Source organism: Amycolatopsis sp. cmx-11-32 (assembly GCF_047608695.1).
Taxonomy (GTDB): domain Bacteria; phylum Actinomycetota; class Actinomycetes; order Mycobacteriales; family Pseudonocardiaceae; genus Amycolatopsis.
This window is the reverse complement of record NZ_JADNQN010000002.1, coordinates 153,041-173,292: the sequence shown is the minus strand read 5'-3', so window position 1 is coordinate 173,292 and position 20,252 is coordinate 153,041. Positions and strand designations below refer to the sequence as shown.

The window sequence follows — 20,252 nt, the reverse complement described above, 5'->3', positions numbered from 1 at the left end:
AGGTGTAGCGCGTAGCCACATGGCTTAAGTGTGCGGGGCGACCTAACGTCGTCCGGCATGAGTGCTGCGTATCACAGCGATCTGGCAGGTAAGTCCGCCCTGGTCACGGGTGCGGCGAGCGGCATCGGCCTGGCCTGCGCCGGAGCGCTCGCCGAGGCCGGGGCCAAGGTCCACCTCGTCGACATCGACGACGCCGTCGAGAAGGTGGCCGCCGAGGTCGACGGCATCGCCCACGTCGTCGACCTCACCGACGGCCAGGCCATCGAGACCCTCCCGTCCGAGATCGACATCCTCGTCAACAACGCCGGATTCCAGCACATCGCACCGATCCACGAGTTCCCGCCGGAGACGTTCACCCGGCTCCAATCGCTCATGGTGACCGCGCCGTTCCTGCTCATCCGCCACGTGCTGCCGCGGATGTACGACCGCGGCTGGGGGCGCGTCGTCAACATGTCCAGCGTCCACGGCCTGCGCGCGAGTCCGTTCAAATCCGCGTACGTCACCGCGAAGCACGCGCTCGAGGGACTCTCCAAGGTCACCGCGCTCGAAGGCGCGGAACACGGCGTGACCAGCAACTGCGTCAGCCCCGGCTACGTCCGGACCCCGCTGGTCACGGGCCAGCTCCAGGCGCAGGCCGAAGAATACGGACTCGAACGCGACGCCGTCATCGAGCAGGTCCTGCTGCGCCGCTCGGCGATCAAGCGGCTCATCGAACCCGCCGACGTCGCCGCTTGCGTGCTCTGGCTCTCCGGCGACCACGCCGCCCATGTCACGGGTACCTCGATCCCCCTCGACGGCGGCTGGACCGCCGCGTGAAACCCCAAGGAAAGGAACGCCCGGTGACCACGCAGAACCGCGGCTCGATCGCGAAGGTCGTCAGCGCCAGCCTGATCGGTACGACGATCGAGTGGTACGACTTCTTCCTCTACACCTCCGCCGCGGCGCTGGTGTTCGGCAAACTGTTCTTCCCCACCAACGATCCGCTGACCGGCACGCTGCTCGCCTTCCTCACCTACGCCGTGGGTTTCCTCGCGCGGCCGATCGGCGGGCTGGTGTTCGGGCACTTCGGGGACCGGCTCGGCCGCAAGAAGCTGCTGGTGCTGAGCCTGCTGCTGATGGGTGGTTCGACCTGCGCGATGGGCATCCTCCCGACGTACGCGACCGTCGGCGTCCTGGCGCCGATCCTGCTCACGTCGCTGCGGCTGGTGCAGGGTTTCGCGCTCGGCGGCGAATGGGGCGGCGCGGTGCTGATCGTCTCCGAACACGGTGACGACAAGCGCCGTGGGTTCTGGGCGTCGTGGCCGCAGTGCGGTGCGCCTGGCGGGAACCTGCTCGCGACGGCCGTCCTCGCGATCCTCGCGGCGACGCAGTCCGACGAGGCGTTCCTCAGCTGGGGCTGGCGGATCCCGTTCCTGCTTTCCGGTGTTCTCGTGGTGATCGGGTTGTGGATCAGGCTCGCGGTCAGCGAATCGCCAGTTTTCTTGGCGGCAAAAGAGAAGAGCGAGCCCGAGCACGCGCCAGTCGTAGAGGTGTTCCGGAACAACTGGCGCGCGGTGCTGATCACGATCGGTTCGCGAATGGCGGAGAACGTTTCGTACTACGTGATCACCGCGTTCATTCTCGTTTACGTCACCACCGGTCTGGGTCTGCCGAAATCGGCGGGACTCAACGCGGTGCTCATCGGTTCGGCCGTGCATTTCGTGACCATTCCCTTGTGGGGCACTCTTTCCGACCGGATCGGACGTCGTCCGGTGTATCTGTTCGGTGCGATCGGCATAGCGGTATGGAGTTTCGCGTTCTTCGCGATGCTCGACACCAAGAATTCCGGTTTCATCATTCTCGCCACGACAGTCGGACTGGTGCTGCACGGCGCGATGTACGGCCCGCAGGCCGCGTTCTTCTCCGAGCAGTTCCCGACGCGGGTCCGCTACACCGGCCTGTCGGTCGGCGGGCAGCTGTCGTCGATCGCCGCGGGCGCGGTGGCGCCGCTCATCGCGGTCGCGTTGTTCAAGGAGTTCGGCAGCACGGTCCCGGTCTCGCTCTACGTCGTCGCGATGTGCGTGCTGACCGTGATCGCGCTGCTCGTCGCCCGTGAGACGAAGGGGGAATCCCTGCACTCCGAAGTTCTCACGAAGCGCGGTCACGTGCCAGCATGACCGTTGTGGACAGTTCCTCGCAGTTGCGCCGGCTGCTCGAACTGCTCGCCTCCGGGGCGGGCAGCGAGCAGCTGGCGCACGTCCCTGTCGACCCGAAGGCCACCGAGCTGGCGCTGCGGATCCGGGACACCGTCGCCGAGCACCGGCGGCGGGAGGCGGAGCTGGCCGCGCTGTTCGACACGGCAAGCGACCTCGCGCGGCTGGACGATCCGGACGCCGTCCTGCGGTCGATCGTGCGGCGGGCGCGGGCGCTGCTCGGAGTGGACGTCTCCTACCTCAGCCTCAACGACGAAACCGAGGGCAACACCTACGTCCGCGTGACCGACGGGTCGGTTTCCGCACTGTTCCAGGGCATCGTGCTGGGGATGGGCGAGGGGCTCGGCGGGCTGGTCGCGCAGACCGCGCGGCCGTACGCCACAGCGGATTACTTCAACGACAAACGGTTCCACCACACCTCGTCGATCGACACCGGTGTGCTCGACGAGGGGCTGACCGCGATCCTCGGGGTACCGCTGGCGATCGGCAGCAAGGTGATCGGGGTGCTGTTCGCCTCGGACCGGGCCACGCGGGAGTTCAGCCCGGAAGAGGTCGCGCTGCTTTCCTCGCTGGCCGACCACGCGGCGATCGCGCTGGACAACGCGCATCTGCTCGATGAGACCCGCCGCGCGGTCGCCGAGCTGAACGCCGCCAACGCGACGATCAGCGCGCACAACGACGCGATGCGCCGCGCCGAAGAAGCGCACGACCGGCTGATGGATCTCGTGCTGCGAGGCGGTGATCTGGCCGAGGTCGCCGCCGCGGTGGCCGGCGTGCTTGGTGGTGGGATCGCCGTTTTCGACGCCGATGGCGCCGTACTGGCCTCGACAGCCGGTGAGCCGCGCCTGTCACGGACCGCGGTCTCGGCGTCGCGGGCCAGTGGGCGCGCGGTGTCCACTGAGGATGGCTGGGTGTGCGCCGTCCAGGCGGGGCAAGAATTCCTCGGCAGCCTGGTGCTGGGCGGCGGGAGGTCGCTCGGCGAGGCCGACCGGCGGCTGTTCGAGCGGGCGGGTGTGGTCACCGCGGTGCTGCTGATGCAACGGCGTTCGGTCGCGCGGGCCGAGGACGAGGTGCGTGGGGAATTGTTGTCGGACCTGCTCACCGCGCCCGGCCGCAATCCCGCCGCGTTGCTGGCACGAGGCCGTCGCCTTGGAGTCGATTTGTCGATATCGCACGCGGTGTTGATCGTGCATTCCGACGACGTCTCCCGGCGGCGGCTGGCCATGGCCGCCGCTCGGCACGCGGCTCTGGTCGGCGTCCACGCCGACGAGGTCGTCCTGCTGGTCCGAGGAGTGGATGCCGGGGCGCTGGCCAGGTCGGTCGCTGCCGAACTGACGTCCACAGTGGACTGTCCGGTGACGGTGGGCGCGGCGGGCCCGGCGACTTCCCCGCGGGCGCTGGCCGAAGCGCACGCCGAAGCGGCGCGATGTGTCGCGTCGTTGCTGGCCCTCGGCCGGGCGGGCGAAGGCGCGAGCATGGCCGACCTCGGGTTCGTCGGGCTGCTTCTCGGCGAACACGCCGATCTCGACGCGTACGTGACGGCCACGATCGGTCCGGTGCTCGACTACGACGAACGGCGCGGCACGGATCTGATCGGCACCCTTCGGGCGTATTTCGCCTGTGGCGGTAACTTGACGCGGGCCAAGGACCTGCTTCACGTGCACGTCAACACCGTCGTGCAGCGACTGGACCGCATCGCGTCGCTGCTGGGCGAGGCGTGGCAGTCGCCCGAGCGCGCGCTGGAACTCCAGCTCGCGCTCAGGCTGCACCGTCTCACCAATGACCGAAGCGGATGACCTCGGAGAAGTCGCGGCGCCGTACCGTTGTCGCCGACGAGCCGGGCGACGGACCGGGTTCGTCACCGTGGCCGAGCGCGATGACGCCGATCGGGTCGTGATCCTCGGGCACCCCGAACTCGCTGTGGACACGCTCGACGCTTTCCGGTGCGAGCCCGAAGAACACCGCGCCAAGTCCCTCGTCCACCGCGGTCTGGAGGATCAGCATCGCCGCCATCCCGGTGTCGACGTCCCAGTAGGGTACGCGCCACCACGAGTCGTCTCCCGCGGTGAAACCCTTGTCCGGCTTGGCATAGCGGTCGAGGTAGGCGTTTTTGACCGACAGGGGCACGATCGCGACCGGGTGCCGTCGTCACCGACGAGGGCGCCCAGCTGGCCGCGAACTCCCAAAATCGCTTGAGTTCTTCCCCGGTGAGGACAAGAAATCCTTGCCCCTGCGAGAAACCGGCTGACGGTCCGCGAAGCGCGTTGCGCAGGATGCGCCGCAGGCTCTCGTCCGCGACGGGTTCGTCGGTGAACTTCCGGACCATGCGACGGCGTCGTACGACGTCCTGGAATTCCATACGATCAGCTTAGTGCGCAAGTGGTCACGAGGTCACCGTTCGTCGAACCAGCTTTCGAGTGCGGTGAAAGCAGTGCGGAACAAGGCCCGACGGGGCGTAGCTTGTCCGAATGGAGGTCGTACAGGCCGTCGACGTGGTTGCCGTCCAGGATCCGGTAGTAGCGCCGCGTTCAGGCCTGGCCCCGCTCGGCGATCCGCGAATTCCACTCGGTGAGCGCTTCACCGTCGGCGAGGACCTGTTCGCCGATCGCGCGGTCGTTCGCGTACTGGCGTCGTGGTTCCAGCCGTGTGCGGTGTTGGCCGTCGACGTGTTGGGGAAGTAGCCGCCGATCTGGACGCGGTGCCGGTGGCGGTCAGTTCGTCCAAACAGGACAGTCGTTGTTTCGCGGCCATGGGAACGCGCACGTTCGCGCATCCGCTCGCCGCCGCTTCGGCGGGGTTCGGTATCCGGTGTGACCACAGAAGACGCGCCACCGCTGTGGTGGCCGCCCACGTGGGGACCCGGCCGACGCGGTTTTAGTCTGAGGTGATGCGAAACTCCTGATCTGTGCGGTAATTTCGACAGTGTTCTTCTCTCTTCGGCTCCGGCACAGGCGGCGACGATCCGTCCCGTGACCGGGTTCGGGAGCAATCCCGGTGCGTTGCAGATGTTCGAAGTTGCGGTTCAAACTCGTTCTGCCGCAACAGGTTTCGGTGAACACATTCAGCAATGTTTCGACTGGTTCCAGGCGGGCGACAGGGAGCGCGGGGCCGGGGAGGCGGAATCGATCGCGCAGATGGTGCGGTACGCGACCGGAAGCCGGACCTGCGTGACCGGTCTGTCGGCAGGCGGCGTAACCGGAACTGTTCGCGGGCGGCGGGGTCGTCGCCGGCCTGCCGTATGGGTGCGCGGCTTCGATGGTCGACGCGTACTCGTGCATGAATCCCGGCAAGGATCTGACGCCGAAGCAGTGGGGTGACAAGGTCCGGGCCGTGAGCACGGGTTCGCGTTCGCCGGTCAGCGTCTGGCACGGGACCGCGGACTACACGGTCGCTCCCATGAACATGCGCGAGCTTTCCGAGCAGCGGACCGACGTCGGCGTGTGCGCCGCGGGAGAACTCGCGGCGAAGTGGCGGCTAGGCGAGGACGGCGTCCAGTAGTCCAGGGAACCGCTCGTGGATGTCCTCGGTCCGTAGCTCGACCCAGCGGGTCCGGCCTTCGACGAACGTCGTCGTCAGGCCGGCCTCGCGCAGGACCTTCCAGTGGTGGGAGAGCGTCGGCGCGCTGATCTCGACGTCGTACTCGGTGATGGCGCAGCTTCGCGGCGAAGGGTTGCTTCGCAGGGCGCGGATCAGCTCCAGGCGCACGGGATCCGCGAGCGCCTGGAGCACCGGCACGATCTCGATCTCGCCGGTCGCCGGTTGTGGCAGCGTGCTGCTCACTTCGCTCCAACTGTTTGACAGTCATCGAATAGACCGGCCACTATACCTCCCGTGACGATTCGACGATCATCAAATGATCGGCTCGCTCTGGGGGCTCTGCTGGTACTCGCCGTCGGGACGTTCACCGTCGGCACCGACGGATTCGTCCTGAACGGGCTGCTGTCCACCATCGCCGCCGACCTGCGCGTTTCCGAGGCCGTCGCAGGCCAGCTGACCACCGTTTTCGCAGTGACCTACGCGGTCTCGTCGCCACTCATCGCCGCTTTCACCGGACGGCTCGACCGGCGCTGGGTGCTCGGTGCCGGGATGGTGCTGTTCACGATCGGCATGGCCGGTCAGGCGATCGGCGAGTCCTTCGCCGTGGTCGCCGTCGCTCGCGTGCTGGCCGCGCTGGGCGCCGCCGCGTTCCAGTCCAACGCCTATGTCCTCGCCGGTGCCCTGGCGTCGGACGAGCGGCGCGGCCGCGCTCTGGCCACCGTTTCCGCCGGGATGAGTGTGTCGATGGTGCTCGGTGTGCCGATCGGGGTGCTAGCCGGGAACTGGTTCGGCTGGCGCGCGGTGATGTGGGGGATCGGTGCGGTGGCGGTGATCGTGACGTTGCTCGTGCCGCTGCTGCCCGCGATCCGGATGCCGACGGCGACCTTGCGCGACAGGCTCGCCATCGTCGTGCGACCGCCGATCGCGCGCGTGCTGGGCGTGAGCGTTCTCGGTACCGCAGCGGGCTTCGCGGCCTTCGTGTACCTACCGGTTTTAGTCGCTCCGGTTGCCGCGGGCGCGATGATTTCATGGCTGTCGTCGGTTTCGGGATCGGGCAGATCGTGGGCAACGCCTTCGCGGGCAGGGCGACCGACACCCTCGGCTCCGCACGGGTCCGGTCGATCTCGCTCGCCGGGTCGACGGTGACGCTCGCGCTGGTGGACGTCGCCGTGCTGAGCTTGCCCGGCGCGCTGGTCCTCGCGCTGGCTTCGGGGGTGTTCGGCGGGATGCTGATGGTGCCGCAGCAGCACCGGTTGTTCTCGCTGGCACCCGACGCGCCGACGGTCGCTTTGGGGCTCAACGGTTCCGCGATCTACGGCGGTGGTGCCCTCGGGGCCGCGCTGGGTGGCGTCGTCCTGTCCTCGGCGGGTATCTGGTGGGTCGGTCCCGTTGCCGCCTTCGTCGCTCTGCTCGCCTTCGCGCTTTCGCTGCCTTCGCGCGCCCAGGCGCCCCGGCCCGCCTGATCCAAAGCGGTAGCAAGGGACCTTTGCTATCGTTCGCTTAGGTATGCTAAGTAAGTGATAGTAGAGGCCCCTTGCTCTCTTTTCACAGGTCAGAGGACTACTTGACGGGGATTCGGGCCGACCAGCGCTCCTTGATACGCGCGAAGCACCATACGAGGAGCGCGAGGGCCCACGTGAGCACGAAGAGCGCTACGACCGCGTAGCCGACGTAGTCCAGGCTCAGCACGGTGGATCCCGATCAGGTACAGGAACACCGTCAAACGGACGTCCCGATCAACCCGGCCGCCTCGTGCTACGACGGTGAGTCGTCCTTGACGGCGCCGGCAAGCGCACGGACCCGAGCGACAACAGCAGGCACAGGACGAGGACGAGAGAGAACCAGAAACCTACCGAGAGCACGAAAGCGGTGACGCCGAGGCCGATGCCGAAAACGCCCGTGGCGCCGAACGGGGCTGTCCGCCGGTGCTCGTGACAACCCGACCTCTCAGTCGCGAATACCCGAGAGCCTCAGCAGATGAGCAGGTGACGGGCAATCGGTGATTTTCAGCTCGCGCGCACCCGCAGGGAGTCGAGAGCCTTGCGGACGTGGCCGTCACTGGCCGCCAGCGCCTTCGCCGCGTTCGCGACGTCTTCGCCGGACAGCAGATGGACCAGCGCGACCTTGAGGTCGCCTTCGGCCTCGGTGAGCGCGTCGGAGCAGTCCGCCATGCTCATCCCGGTGGCCTCGCGCAGGATTCTGATGGTCCGTCCGCGCAGCTTCGCGTTGGTCGCGCGCATGCTGACCATCAGGTTCGAGTACGTCCGGCCCAACTTGATCATCGTCGCGGTGGAGAACGCGGTGAGGATGATCTTCTGCGCCGTGCCCGCCTTCATCCGCGTCGAGCCGGCGATCGCCTCGGGGCCGGTGTCCACCGCGATGAGGACATCGACACCGGGTGGCAGCACCGCGGCCGGATTGCCCGAGACCAAAGCGGTCCTGGCGCCGCGACGGCTCGCCGCGGCCAGCGCGCCGAGAACGTAGGGCGTCCGGCCGGAGGCCGTCAGCCCGAGCACGAAGTCGCCGGGTGCGACGGCCTCGGCAACTTCGGCGGCTCCGGCCTTCGCGTCGTCCTCGGCGTCTTCGACGGCTTGGCGCAGAGCGCGCGTGCCGCCCGCGTGATGCGCGATGAACCAGTCGGAGGGCACGTTGAACGTCGGCACGAGTTCCGCCGCGTCCAACGTCGCCAGCCTGCCGGAGGTGCCTGCCCCGAAGTAATGCACGCGATGCCCCGACCGCAGCGCCTCCACGGCGAAGTCGACCGCTCGCGCCACCTGCGGCAGGACCGCGGCGACGGCTTCGGGGACCCGGCGGTCCTCGGCGTTGATGGCGCCGAGGATGCCCATGGTCGACATCAGGTCGATGTCGGTCGTCCGTGGATTGCGCTGTTCGGTTGGCGAATCGACGTGCACCACCTGGCGTGGGACGGTCATCATGCGCCTCACTTTTTCGCTCATTTGCCGGTTTCCCGCGGCCGTCGCCTGCCATCGGGCCGTACGCCCAGCCGGTGCGAACCAACCGCGTCCCTGGTCGCGTCGAGTGCGTTGACCGACGCGTCCATGTGCCGCTGCGCGACACCGATGAACAGGCAGTCGATGACGGTCAGCTGCGCGATGCGGCTCGCCGTCGCACCGGAGCGGAACGTCGTTTCCCGTGCCGCCGTGGTCAGCACGTGGTCGGAGACCTCGGTGATCGGCGAACGCGGGAAGTTCGTCACGGCGACGGTGATCGCGCCGTGCTCACGGGCCACCCGTAACGCCTCCACGGTGTCCGTGGTCGCGCCCGTGTGGGAGATGCCGATGGCGACGTCGCCAGGGCTCAGCACGGCGGCCGACGTCAGCATGATGTGCGTGTCGGACCAGGCGAAGCTGACCCGCCCGATGCGGTGCAACTTCTGCTGCAGGTCAGCGGCCACGAACGCGCTGGCGCCCACGCCGTAGACGTCCACCCGGCCCGCGTCGGCCAAGACGTCGATTACGCGCTGTAGCGATGGGACGTCGAGCTGGTCGGCGGTCTCCTCGACGGCACGGGCGTCGGCGAAGCTGACCTTGCCGATGACCGCGGCCAGGTCGTCCTCCGGCCCGATCTCGCCGCCGAGATTACGGCTCGACCGTGCCTCGGAGCGGGCGGTGTCGGCCGCCAAAGCGATCCTGAGCTGCGGATATCCGCCGACGCCGACCGCCTTGCAGAACCGCGTGACGGTGGTTTCGCTGGTGTTCGCCGCGAGCGCGACCTCGGTGATGCTGCGCCGTGCGACCGTCGCGGGGTCTTCGAGAACGACTTTCGCGACACGCTGTTCGGCCCGGGCGAGCCCAGGCAGCAGTGAGCGGATCCGGACCAGCGGGCTCGCGTCAGCGTCCCTTGTCGGCTGCGCCGACAAGGCCTCGGACGGTGCGCCCGCGATCACGGATTCGGTATCGCTCACCGTGGGAAAGTTACTAACCGTTGGCATTTGCGACAAGGCTACCCACACCCTTCGGGAAGATCGCAACCTATCCGTGTCTGCGGATTCGATTTGCGATTAATCGTTGACCAGAAAGTCGCTAACCAGGTCGAGGCCGTTAACGAGGTCGAGCTAACGACTTGGCAACTTAGTGTCGCGACGCAAGCGGCTGCGTCCCGGTCAACGGGGCAGACAGGCAGCGCAACGGAACGAGCCGGTTACCTAGCGCTCAAAACCCACCCGGACGCACTAAAAGCGGCGGGCTCTTGCTCACCGTCCAGCAGTGAACGGCCGCGTTCAGTGACTTTCACACTGTCCAAAGAAATTCCGCGTCCGGTGTAGCGGGCATCAGTCGTGTAACGCCATCGAAGGGCGATTTGTGAGCTTTGTAACACCTTGGCGGCGACTCGCCACCAAGCCCGATGACCATGCCCGCCGAGGCCGGTCTGGTCACCCGCGGGGGCGCCTGGTCCGCTTGCACGCAGAGTAATCGTTTTCCACGTGGCGCCGCCGTCGGTACTTATTTCCAGGAAAAGCGAATCAGTGGGTCCCTCGGTGTCCACGAAGGTGTCGAAGGAGACCTTCAGCGGGCCACCGCGGGTCCGTAGCGGCGGTGTCGTGAGCGTGGCCGTGGAGACGTCTCTGGCGCCGCTGAACCAGGCGTCCTGGCCGCGTACGGAACGGACCGCCATCGCCTTCGCGAGTGAGGTCGCCCAAGTCTCCCTGGCGAGGTTGATCGAGCCCCAGTTCCGCGTCGGATGCACGCGGTTGGTGAGCAGGATCGCGAACGACCTCGACAGCGGGTCGATCACCAGCGAGGTCCCGGTGAAGCCGGTGTGACCGGCGGTCGAGGGCGCCGACAGTGCGCCCATGTACCAGGGCTGGTCGAGTTCGTAGCCGAGCCCGTGGGAGTTGTCGGGGAACTTGTGGTTGTAGTTCGTCAGCATCGACCGCACGGTCTCCGGCCGCAGGATCCGCTGACCGCGGTACGCGCCGCCGTTGAGGATCGTCTGCGCCAGCACGGCCATGTCGGAGGCGGTGGAGAACACGCCAGCGTGCCCGGCGACGCCGCCCAGCGACCACGCGTTCTCGTCGTGGACCACTCCGCGTACGAGCCCTCGCGGCGGCTTCGCGGCGTACTCGGTCGCCGCGACCCTGGCGAGCTTCGACGCCGGCGGGTTGTACCCGGTGTCGATCAGGCCCAGCGGAGCCGCGATGCGGTCCTGGACCACCTTGTCCAGCGGAGCCCCGGCCAGCTTCTCGACCAGGAGGCCGAGCGTCAGCAGGTTGATGTCGGAGTAGAGGTACGTACTGCCCGGTGGGTTCTTCAGCGGGCTGTCCAGGACGGCCTTCCGGCGCGATGCGATGTCCGGATAGCCCTCCCACAGCGACGGGAGCGGCGACGCGGCGAAGCCCGACACGTGCGTGAGCAGCTGCTGGACGGTGACGGCCTCCTTGTCCTTCACCCCGAACTCCGGCAGATACCGCGCCACCGGCGCCGAGATGTCCAGTTTCCCGGCCTCGGCCAGCTGCATCACCGTGATGGAGGTGAACAGCTTCGAGATCGAGGCCAGGTCGAAGATCGTGTCCGCGCGCATCGGGACCCGCTGCTCCGGCGGCAGTTCGGTGCCGTTCGCGTCGGCGTAACGGACGGCGCCGCCGACGGCATGGCGCTCGACGACCACGCCGTCGTGCGCCAGCAGGCCGACCGCTCCGGAGAAGTGCGGATGCCCGGTGGCGTCCGGCTTCGTCCAGCTCTCGATGAACCGCTCGGCCGCCTTGATCGGCTCCGGGTCGAGACCGACGTCTGCCGGCGCTCCGTTCCGCAGGACGGTGGAGGCGGGTGCGAAGCCTTCGCGCGGCTTGTCGAACCGGCCGACCGCGTGGTCCCGCTGTTGTTCGGTACCCGGAATCGCCTGTGCTCCCGCCGTCGACAGCGTGCCCGCCGCGACCAGGACGGAAACAGCGGCGATCAGGATCTTCCTAGCATGCAAGGCCGTTCCCTTCAGCGGTAAAGGAGATGGCGACGGCGTTTCCGGTCGAACTCGGCCAGTTCCGCCTGCCAGGACCCGACGATCTCGTCGACTCCGGCACCCTTGTCGATCATCAGGCGCAGCCTGTCGGAACCCGAGAGCTTGTCGAGGAAGTTGTCGGGCCGCCACTTGAACTTGTCCGGATGCACCTGCTTCGCGGTGACGAACATGGTGACCGCGGTGCGGATGGCGTCGAACCCCCGCGGGTCCGTGATCGTCACCTGCACGCCGCCGCAAGGTTCGTTGACGAACTTGCCGAACGTCGGCACGAAGTACGCCTCACGGAACTTCACCCCGGGAAGCCGTAGTTCGCCGAGCTTCTCGCGCCAGCGCCAATCGAGGCCCGGCGCGCCGATGATCTCGAACGGCCTCGTCGTGCCGCGGCCTTCGGAGAACACGGTGCCCTCGAACATCCCGGTGCCGGGATAGACGAGCGCGGTGTCCGGCGTCGGCATGTTCGGGCTCGGCGGCACCCAGGTCAGCCCGGTGCGGTCGAAGAGCTGATCACGCCGCCAGGCACGGACTTCGACGATCTCGAGCTTGCCCGGCGTGACCCCTTCGACGGGCAGGAACTCGGCCGCGAAGAACCGCGCCAGCTCCCCCACGGTCATGCCGTGCTGCTGCACGATCGGCTTCCGGCCGATACCCGAGGCGTACGCCGGATTCAGCATCGGCCCGGCCGCCTCGCCGCCCAGCGGGTTCGGCCGGTCCAGCACGACCACCGCCGCGCCGGCCTTCGCCGCCGCGACCATCGCCGTGTACAGCGACCAGATGTAGGTGTAGAAGCGCGCGCCGACGTCCGCGATGTCGAAGACGATCGTGTCGACGCCCGCCTTCGTGAACATTCCCGCGAGCTTCGCCGCGTCGGCGCCGTACGCGTCGTACACCGGTACGCCGGTGCGGGGATCGGTGTAGTCGCCTTCGGAGCCTCCGGCCTGCGCACTACCGCGGAAGCCGTGTTCCGGGCCGAACGCGGCGAGCGGGCGGACTCCGGCGGCGACCATCGAATCGACGATGTGGTCGCCGTTCGCCAGGACGCCGGTCGGATTCGACAGCACGCCGAGCTTGCGGCCGGACAGCGGCGCCCAGCCACGGGCGGCGAGCACGTCCGCTCCGGTGCGGGTGAGCGGGGGACCTTTGCTCTCGCCGGGTGCCTCGGCCTGGGGCTGGGCCCGCGCGACCGAGGACCCCGCCGTCAGGGTGGGGACCGCGAGCGCGCCGGCGGCGAGGAAGTGGCGGCGGTTGAGACTCACCAGGTCAGCCCGTGGCCGAAGGGGTACTTCACCGTGCCCACGTCCTTGCCCGCCGGGACGTCCACCGGCAGCTTGCCTCGCGGCTGCACCTTGCCGAGGATCACCTTGGCCAGCGCCTCGACCGACGGCGTGATGTAGCCGTAGGTCGCGAGCCAGGTCTTGACCGGGTTTTCATAGCCGGCGTCGTAAGGGATCTGCGCGGCGACCGCGACGACAGGCTTCCCGGTGTCCGTCAGCGCCTTCAAAAGCTTGCCCTGCAACGGATACGTGCCGATGTTGTTGGTCAGCACCACGACGAGGTCGACGTTCTCCGCCGCCGCGACGGCCTGCGCGATCCGCGCGTCGGTCGGGGTCTGGCCGGTCTGCAGCGCGGTCGCCTGCGTGCCGTGCGCGGTGAGCTTCGAGGCCAGCATCGTCGTCGTGCTCACGCCCCAGCCGGTCACGAGCGTCTTCGCGGGCTGCTGCTTGAGCGGCAGAAGGCCGTCGTCGTTGCGGATCGCGGTGACCGACCGGTCGGCGATGCCCTGCGCGGTCGCGAGGTTGGCCGGGGTGCCGACCTTCGAAGCGACCTTGGCCGGGTCGACGAACGGCGAGGTCAGGATGCCCCGGTTCAACTTGAGCTTGAGCACCCGCAGGACGCTCTCGTCGATGCGCCGCTCGGTCAGTTCACCCTTGCGCACCGCGTCGAGCACCGAGTTGATCGCGAGGTCGAGGTTCACCGGCATGAGCAGCTGGTCGATGCCCGCCTTGAGCGCCAGTACCGGGATCTCCGCGTCGGTGTGCATCTCGCGCACGGCGTCCATCGAGAGCGAGTCGGTGACGACGACACCCCGGTAACCCAGTTCGCCGCGCAGCTTGCCGGTGAGGATCGGCTTCGACAGCGTGGCGGGCTCGCCCGACGGGTCGAGGCTGGGGAACTGGATGTGCGCGCTCATGATCGAGTCGACACCCGCCTTGATGGCGGCCTTGAACGGCGGCACGTCGGTCTCGCGCCAGCTGGCCTCGGTCCGGTCGATCCTGGGCAGTTCGAGGTGACTGTCGGTGGCCGCGTCGCCGTGCCCGGGGAAGTGCTTCGCGGCGGCGGACACCGTCTCACTGCGACGCCCGGAGTCCTGGAAGCCCTTGACCTGTGCCCCGACGAACTGACTCGCCAGCTCCGGGCGGCCCGAGAAGGAACGGACGCCGATCACCGGGTTCGCCGGGTTGGAGTTCACGTCGGCGTCGGGGGCGAAGTCCTGGTTGATGCCGACGGCGCGCAGTTCGTGGCCCAGGATCCGGGCGGCCTCCTGCGCGGCCTTGGCGTCACGGCCCGCCGAGATCGCCATCGCGTTCGGCAGTTCGGTGGCGGGAGCACCCATGCGGGTGACCGTGCCGCCCTCCTGGTCGGTCGCGATCTGCAACGGGATGTGGGCACCGCTGCGGACGGCCGCCCGCTGGAGCCCGTTCGACAGCTTGGCGACCTGCACCGGGTCGTCGAAGTTGTCGCGGCTGTCGTTGTTGAAGTAGATGACGCCGCCCAAGTGGTACTTCTCGATCACCTGCGCGGGAGTGTCCACTCCGAAATCGGCCTTGTTCTTGGTGTTGACCTCGTCGGCGGACTTCCCGTTCACCCACGTGACGAACAGCTGGCCGACCTTCTCCTCCAGGCTCAGCCCGCGCAGTGCCTTCTGTGCCTCGGCGTCCGCGGTCACCGGCTGCGCGGCGGCCGGAACGCCTGCGACGGCGAGGGTGAGCAGGCCCGCGAGGGGCAGGGCGAGCGCATGGATCCTCCGATGACGGGCGTGCGCGGTTCGGGTCGTCACCTCAAGCCTCCCAGATTCGTGCCTGACTCTCAGGTGGAAAGAAGTCCACCTGGAAGCACTGATATTCGGAAGCTACCCACGAGCACTTTGCTTGTCCATCGGCCACCCCCGCGATCGGTCCGTTCATACACAAAGGGACGCGAACGGGCCGGTCACGCCGGAGAGCGGGGGCAAAACACTGGTGGCGCCCGTCGGCCTGAAGCAGGCGGGCGCCACCAGTCGGTGCGGGCCACTCGGGCGACCAAGCGTGCAACTCTGGTCGTACCTTCATGGACTCGGCGTCCGGCGTCCCGGTACGCAGTCCCTAGACGACGAGCCTCCCGCGGCGCGCTGCGCGTGGGTACCCGGTGTCCGCACACGGAGATTCGCCGGGGTGGAACAGGCTTCTCTTCTACCTGTTCCCTGGCCGACCGAACGTCCGCACCTACTTTCTACGCCGTGAGCCGGGTCACTTCAAGTACGCAGACGGGTGCACCGGTACAGAGGCTCGATCTGGTGACACGGGCACCCTCCGCGACGGACAATTCGCCGCCCTGGCTGCGAAAACCGGTTCGGCACCGCCGTGTGGGTGCGTGCTCAGCGGGTGCGCTTGCGCCGGTTGTAGCCGTACCAGGTGGCCCCCGCGGCGACGGCGCCGAGCGCGACCAGCCCGGCCGACTTCGCCGGGATCCGGGTCCGCAGGGACATCGGGTGCTCGAACGTGAGGATCTCCCAGCCCTGTTCGGTCGCGTGCTTGCGCAGGAAGCGGTCGGGGTTGACCGCGTGCGGCCTTCCGACGACCTCGAGGAGCGGGATGTCGGTGCTCGAGTCGGTGTACGCGTGGCACTGAGTGAGGTCGTAGCCGTAGGTGGCTGCGAGTTGCTTCGCGGCGACGGCCTTGTTCTCGCCGTAGCAATAGAAATCGACTTCGCCGGAGTATCGGCCGTCCACGATCTTCATCCGCGTGGCCACGCTGCGCGTCGCGCCGAGCATTTCGGCTACCGGGGCGACGACCTCCTCACCGGTCGCCGAAAGCACCACGACGTCATGACCGTCCGCTCGGTGCGCGGTGATCAGTTCCGCGGCCTCCGCGTAGACGAGCGGGTCGACCACGTCGTGCAGTGTTTCGCGGACGATCGCGGACACCTGTGCGACGTCCCATCCGGTGCACAGCGCGGAAACCTCGGCTCGCATCCGCTCCGTTTTCGCCGCGTCCGCACCCGCGAGCGAGAAGACGAGCTGGGCATACGCGCTGCGAAGCGCGGCTCGGCGATTGATAAGGCCTTCGCGCAAAAGAGGCTTGCTGAAGGCCAGCGCGCTCGAGGACGCGATGATCGTCTTGTCGAGATCGAAGAACGCCGCGACCGGGCTCGGTGTCGTGCTGGATTGGGCCACCCGCCAAGGATAGGAGAGCCGGACGGCGGCTCGCCCGTCGGTCGACCACGATCGGGATACGGCGATGGAAAATTCATGACCGCGCACCGGATTCGGCGCGTCGTGCCGTTATCGAATTGTGGGTACCGGCGCCGACCGCAGCGGGCCGGTATCGGAGTTACAGTGAGATTGTCCGGTGTCGCACCGGGCCAGGTTCAGTCCGACCCCCCGGGGCTGAACCCCAGGCGGCCCCCGTCCCTCCCCCCTGGCGGGGGCCGCCCTTTAACTTCCCGCCCCGCCAATGGTTCAGACCTTGTCGGCTGCGGAAACCTCGCCAGGACAAGGCCGATCCGGCAGGTATTGGGAAATTTCTTTACCCTCAACCCTTTTCGTTACCGGTCGGACCGAAACGGAGAGGGCGTGTTCGTTGTGGAAAAGCTGGGGAGTGTGCCAGAGGGGGCCGACAGAAACGGCGGGGAACAGGTTTCCCGAGGCTGAGTTGTCCACAACACCCCGGTTGTCCACAGGTGGGGCGGAATGGCGTTGTGCGCGGACGGAACCGGGGCGACCGTGGAGGCACAGATCCGAGCCCGACCGAAACCAGGGGGAGACATGACCGAGGAACATCCTCTCGTCGTCGCGGGAGACGACATCCTGCTCGACGAGATCCTTCGCGTGGCCGCGGCCGCGGGCTGCGAGGTCGAACGCGCACCCGATCTGGACGCCGCTCGCGGGCGGTGGGCCCGCGCGCCGCTCGTTGTGCTTGACGAAGAGGCCGCGAGCACGCCGAACCGCCTGCTGCGGCGGAACAAGGTCCTGCTCGTCTGCAAGGGCGCGCCGACGCCGGTGACATGGGAGCGCGCCTTCAACACCGGTTCGGAGAAGGTCCTTTCGCTGCCGGACGAGGAAGGCGACCTCATCGGCGCGTTCGCCGACGTCGTGGACGGGCCGGCGCGTGACGACGGTGTCGTCATCGGGGTCATCGGCGGGCGGGGCGGCGCCGGGGCCTCCGTGCTGGCGGCCGCCGTCGCGTACCAGGCCGAGAAGTCCGGGAGCGGCGGGCTGCTCGTCGACTGCGATCCGCTCGGCGGCGGCATCGACGTCCTCCTCGCCGCCGAACGCGATCGAGGACCGCGCTGGCCGGAACTCGACCTCGGCGGCAGGGTGTCGATGACGGCGTTGAGCGAAGCCCTGCCGCGAAAACGGTGCGCGACCGGCTCACTGTCCTTTGTGTCCTATGGCAGGGAAGGCCGTGGTCCCGGGCCGGACGCGATCGAGGGCGTCTTGGGCGCCGGGAGGCGGGCGGGGCGGACGGTCGTCTGCGATCTGCCGAGATATTTCGGCGCCGAAACGTCCGCCGTCGTCGGGCTTGCCGATCTGGTCGTGGTCGTCGTCCCCGCGGAACTCCGTGCCTGCTCGGCGGCGAAACAGGTCCTCGCCAGGCTCGAACCCCACGCGGCCCGGATCGGCGTCGCCGTCCGGGGGCCGTCGCCCGCCGGGCTGGTCCCGCAGGAGATCGCCGACGCCGTCGGCGCCCCGCTCATCACGTCGATGGGCCGCGAGCGGTACCTGTCGGCTGCCCTCGACCGCGGCGAGTTCGTCCTGAAGCATCGCGGGCACCTGGCGACGGCCGCCGCCGAGGTCCTCGCGGCAGCGCGCGGGAATCTGGCCGGTGCCGCGCGATGACCGACGATCTGGTCGAGCGGGTCCGGCGGCGGCTGGCCGGATCGGCGGTTCCGGCGGATCCGGTGAGCGTGGCGCGGGCCGTCCGCGCCGAAGCCGGCGGCGCGCTCGGTCAGGACGCCGTCCTCGGCGCGGTCCGGCTGGCGCGCGACGAGTTCGTCGGTGCCGGTCCGCTCGCGCGGCTGCTCGAGAAGCCCGGCGTCACCGACGTTCTCGTCACCGCTCCGGACGAGGTCTGGACCGACAAGGGCGAGGGCCTCGAAAAGGCGGACGTCCGTTTCGCGGACGAGGAAGCCGTCCGCAGGCTGGCCCAGCGGCTCGCCCTCGCCGGCGGGCGGCGGCTGGACGACTCCCAACCGTTCGCCGACTGCTGGCTTCCCGGCGTCGGACCGCACGGCCGGATCCGGATGCACGCGGTTCTCCCGCCGATCGCGCCGGCCGGGACCTCCCTCTCGCTCCGCGTTCTGAGGCCGGCCACCCATGACCTCGCCGCGTTGCGTTTGCGTGGGGTGTTCGGCGCCGGCGGCGCGGACCTGCTCGATTCGGTCATCCGTCGACGGCTCGCGTTCCTGGTGTCCGGCGGAACCGGAGCAGGCAAGACGACCCTGCTCTCCGCGCTGCTCGGTGCGGTGCCCCCGGCCGAACGCATCATCTGCGTCGAGGACGCCGGCGAACTGCAACCGGACCATCCACAGTTCGTCAGCCTGATCGCCCGCCCGGCCAACGTCGAAGGCGCGGGCGAGATCGGGCTCGGTGACTTGGTGCGGCAGGCGTTGCGCATGCGCCCGGACCGCCTGGTCGTCGGCGAAGTGCGTGGCGCCGAGGTGTGCGCGTTGCTCAACGCGATGAACACCGGGCACGAGGGCGGAGCCTGCACCGTGCACGCGAATTCGCCGTCGGAGGTCCCGGCGCGGATGGAGGCGCTGGCCGCGCTCGGCGGGCTGAAACGGGACGCGTTGCACAGCCAGCTGACGGCGGCGGTGCGGGTGGTCCTGCACATGCGCCGCCTGCCGAGCGGGATCCGGCGGCTGGACGAGGTCGGCGTGCTGCGGTCACTGCGTGGCGAGGCCAAAGTCGTCCCGGTCTGGAGCAAGGGTCACTGGATCGGCGACGAGACACCGTTCGAGGAGATGGCGGCATGAGCCCTTGGTTCCTCTTCTCCGTCGGCGCCGGGCTGGCTTGCTGGCCGAGATCGGTAGCGGGCACTCCGAACGTCTGGCGCCTTCCTCAGGCCGCTCGTGCGGGGTGGTGGCCGCTGCCAGCGTTGCTCGTCGTGCCGGTTTTCGGGATCGGTTGGGGACTGGCGACGCTGGTGCTCACCTTGACGGTCCGCCAGGAGCACCGGTGGCGGACACGGGCGAAGGCGGCGTTGGCCGAAGCCGAACTCGCCGCGTCCGTGCTGCGGACGATGATCGGCGAACTCCGGGCGGGCGCCCATCCGGTGACGGCGGCCGAAGCCGCCGCGGAAGCGTTGCCCGCGGCGTCCGGACGGCTGCGCGGGCTGATCGCGGCGGCCAGGCTCGGTGGTGAGACGGCCGATCCGGACGCGCCACCGGCATTGGTGAACGCGTGGGCGCTCGCGAGCAGGTTCGGGCTTCCGATGGCCGACGTGCTCGACGCCGCGCGACGGGACGCCGAGGCGGAGATCGGCTTCCGCCGTCGTCTCAAAGCCAAGATGGCCGGTCCCCGGGCGAGCGCCGCCGTGCTCGCCGTTCTCCCGCTGGTGTGCCTGCTGCTCGGCGAGGCGATGGGGGCGAGCCCGCTTCGTGTCCTCACGGGGACGGGCGCCGGTCAGTTGCTGCTCGTCGTGGGCAGCGGGCTGATCTGGGCGGGAACGGCCTGGTGCCGGGCCCTCACCGGGCGGGTGGCGCCGTGCTGACCGGAGCGGCGCTGATCCTCCTGGGTGGTGCCGTCTTCTGTTGGCCACGCGTCGGTCCTGGGGCTGCCGCCCGGCCGGGACGTCTTCTCACGTGGCTTCGGGAACGGGCGGCCCAGGACAAAGGCGTCTCTGAGCTCCTCCGGTCCGCGGCCACTCTCGATCTCCTTGCCGCGTGCCTGGCAGGCGGGTTGCCGGTGCCCGTCGCGCTCGAGGCCGTCGTGCCGTCCGCGTCACCGAAGACCGCGGAGGCTCTGCGTTCGGTGGCGTCACACCTCGCCCTGGGCGTCGAACCCGCCGAAGCCTGGACGCCGGTCCGAGATCGGCCCGGTCTGACAGAACTTTCCGTCGCCGCCGTCCGCACGGCGAGGGCGGGCACCGCGCTCGCGACTCACGCGAAGGACCTCTCGCGCCGGTTGCGTGAATCGCTCTCCACCGAGGCCGAGGAACGTGCCGAACGGGCCGGAGTGCTGCTGGCCGCGCCGATCGGCCTCTGCTTCCTCCCCGCGTTCCTGTGCCTCGGCGTCCTGCCCGTCGTGCTCGGCCTGGCCGGTCGTCTCGACGGCATCCTCTGATCGAA

At 68.8% G+C, this 20,252-nt stretch carries 18 protein-coding genes and 1 pseudogene; 11 read left to right on the top strand and 8 right to left on the bottom strand.

The annotated features are described in order from the left end of the window. Positions 1–57 precede the first annotated feature (57 nt). From ACM6LR_RS05340 to ACM6LR_RS05330, 3 genes are read left to right on the top strand one after another with little or no spacing between them, the layout of a single operon-like run. Complete coding sequence (locus tag ACM6LR_RS05340) at positions 58–816, top strand: 3-hydroxybutyrate dehydrogenase (RefSeq protein ID WP_414943281.1); 759 nt, start codon at positions 58–60, stop codon at positions 814–816. Positions 817–839: 23 nt separating this feature from the next. Further along, on the top strand, positions 840–2,156 hold the full coding sequence (locus tag ACM6LR_RS05335) for an MFS transporter (RefSeq protein ID WP_414943280.1): 1,317 nt from the start codon (positions 840–842) through the stop codon (positions 2,154–2,156). Further along, a complete protein-coding gene (locus ACM6LR_RS05330; protein ID WP_414937009.1) occupies positions 2,153–3,988 on the top strand; it encodes a helix-turn-helix domain-containing protein in 1,836 nt (611 codons plus the stop codon). The genes ACM6LR_RS05335 and ACM6LR_RS05330 overlap by 4 nt, the downstream gene beginning before the upstream one ends. On the opposite strand, the pseudogene ACM6LR_RS05325 reads toward ACM6LR_RS05330, so the two are convergent. Continuing rightward, positions 3,966–4,551: pseudogene (locus ACM6LR_RS05325) on the bottom strand (nitroreductase family protein). The gene ACM6LR_RS05330 and the pseudogene ACM6LR_RS05325 overlap by 23 nt on opposite strands. Before the next feature lie 109 nt (positions 4,552–4,660). Between ACM6LR_RS05325 and ACM6LR_RS05320 the strand changes: the two are divergent. Further along, on the top strand, positions 4,661–4,873 hold the full coding sequence (locus ACM6LR_RS05320; RefSeq protein ID WP_414943279.1) for a hypothetical protein: 213 nt from the start codon (positions 4,661–4,663) through the stop codon (positions 4,871–4,873). 574 nt (positions 4,874–5,447) lie between these two features. Next, positions 5,448–5,690: a hypothetical protein gene (locus ACM6LR_RS05315; RefSeq protein ID WP_414937010.1), complete on the top strand. Its 243-nt coding sequence runs from the start codon at positions 5,448–5,450 to the stop codon at positions 5,688–5,690. Here the strand turns inward: ACM6LR_RS05315 and ACM6LR_RS05310 are convergent. Further along, positions 5,667–5,972, bottom strand: coding sequence for an ArsR/SmtB family transcription factor (locus ACM6LR_RS05310; RefSeq protein WP_414937011.1), 306 nt, complete (start codon positions 5,970–5,972; stop codon positions 5,667–5,669). The genes ACM6LR_RS05315 and ACM6LR_RS05310 overlap by 24 nt on opposite strands. 51 nt (positions 5,973–6,023) lie before the next feature. Here ACM6LR_RS05310 and ACM6LR_RS05305 point away from each other — a divergent pair, with 51 nt between their 5' ends. Together ACM6LR_RS05305 and ACM6LR_RS05300 are read left to right on the top strand one after the other, a co-directional pair. Next, positions 6,024–6,875 (top strand): MFS transporter, encoded by an 852-nt coding sequence (locus tag ACM6LR_RS05305; protein WP_414943278.1) that lies wholly within the window; start codon positions 6,024–6,026, stop codon positions 6,873–6,875. Then, the gene (locus tag ACM6LR_RS05300; protein WP_414943277.1) at positions 6,791–7,192 is read left to right on the top strand and encodes a hypothetical protein; all 402 of its coding nucleotides are present in this window, start codon (positions 6,791–6,793) and stop codon (positions 7,190–7,192) included. The genes ACM6LR_RS05305 and ACM6LR_RS05300 overlap by 85 nt, the downstream gene beginning before the upstream one ends. Before the next feature lie 543 nt (positions 7,193–7,735). Here the strand turns inward: ACM6LR_RS05300 and ACM6LR_RS05295 are convergent. The 6 genes from ACM6LR_RS05295 to ACM6LR_RS05270 all read right to left on the bottom strand — a co-directional run bounded on the left by ACM6LR_RS05295 (position 7,736) and on the right by ACM6LR_RS05270 (position 16,134). Beyond that, positions 7,736–8,665, bottom strand: a complete 930-nt coding sequence (locus ACM6LR_RS05295) for an N-acetylmuramic acid 6-phosphate etherase (protein WP_414937133.1) — start codon at positions 8,663–8,665, stop codon at positions 7,736–7,738. Positions 8,666–8,682: 17 nt separating this feature from the next. After that, positions 8,683–9,681 carry a MurR/RpiR family transcriptional regulator gene (locus ACM6LR_RS05290; RefSeq protein ID WP_414937013.1) on the bottom strand — a complete coding sequence of 333 codons (999 nt, stop codon included), beginning with the start codon at positions 9,679–9,681 and terminating at the stop codon, positions 8,683–8,685. A 209-nt stretch (positions 9,682–9,890) separates the two neighbouring features. After that, positions 9,891–11,666 carry a serine hydrolase gene (locus tag ACM6LR_RS05285; RefSeq protein ID WP_414937014.1) on the bottom strand — a complete coding sequence of 592 codons (1,776 nt, stop codon included), beginning with the start codon at positions 11,664–11,666 and terminating at the stop codon, positions 9,891–9,893. Between the two features lie 11 nt (positions 11,667–11,677). Beyond that, positions 11,678–12,958 carry an exo-beta-N-acetylmuramidase NamZ domain-containing protein gene (locus tag ACM6LR_RS05280; protein ID WP_414937015.1) on the bottom strand — a complete coding sequence of 427 codons (1,281 nt, stop codon included), beginning with the start codon at positions 12,956–12,958 and terminating at the stop codon, positions 11,678–11,680. Beyond that, positions 12,955–14,760, bottom strand: a complete 1,806-nt coding sequence (locus tag ACM6LR_RS05275) for a glycoside hydrolase family 3 protein (protein ID WP_414943276.1) — start codon at positions 14,758–14,760, stop codon at positions 12,955–12,957. Before ACM6LR_RS05275 ends, ACM6LR_RS05280 begins: the two co-directional genes overlap by 4 nt. 576 nt (positions 14,761–15,336) lie before the next feature. Continuing rightward, the gene (locus tag ACM6LR_RS05270) at positions 15,337–16,134 is read right to left on the bottom strand and encodes an HAD family hydrolase (protein ID WP_414943275.1); all 798 of its coding nucleotides are present in this window, start codon (positions 16,132–16,134) and stop codon (positions 15,337–15,339) included. A 591-nt stretch (positions 16,135–16,725) separates the two neighbouring features. Here ACM6LR_RS05270 and ssd point away from each other — a divergent pair. From ssd to ACM6LR_RS05250, 4 genes are read left to right on the top strand one after another with little or no spacing between them, the layout of a single operon-like run. Next, entirely contained in the window at positions 16,726–17,799 is a 1,074-nt protein-coding gene (gene ssd / locus ACM6LR_RS05265) for a septum site-determining protein Ssd (protein ID WP_414937018.1), read from the top strand. Further along, the gene (locus ACM6LR_RS05260; protein WP_414937019.1) at positions 17,796–18,938 is read left to right on the top strand and encodes a TadA family conjugal transfer-associated ATPase; all 1,143 of its coding nucleotides are present in this window, start codon (positions 17,796–17,798) and stop codon (positions 18,936–18,938) included. Before ssd ends, ACM6LR_RS05260 begins: the two co-directional genes overlap by 4 nt. After that, a complete protein-coding gene (locus ACM6LR_RS05255; protein ID WP_414937020.1) occupies positions 18,935–19,675 on the top strand; it encodes a type II secretion system F family protein in 741 nt (246 codons plus the stop codon). The genes ACM6LR_RS05260 and ACM6LR_RS05255 overlap by 4 nt, the downstream gene beginning before the upstream one ends. After that, positions 19,639–20,247: a type II secretion system F family protein gene (locus ACM6LR_RS05250; protein WP_414943274.1), complete on the top strand. Its 609-nt coding sequence runs from the start codon at positions 19,639–19,641 to the stop codon at positions 20,245–20,247. The genes ACM6LR_RS05255 and ACM6LR_RS05250 overlap by 37 nt, the downstream gene beginning before the upstream one ends. Positions 20,248–20,252 lie beyond the last annotated feature (5 nt).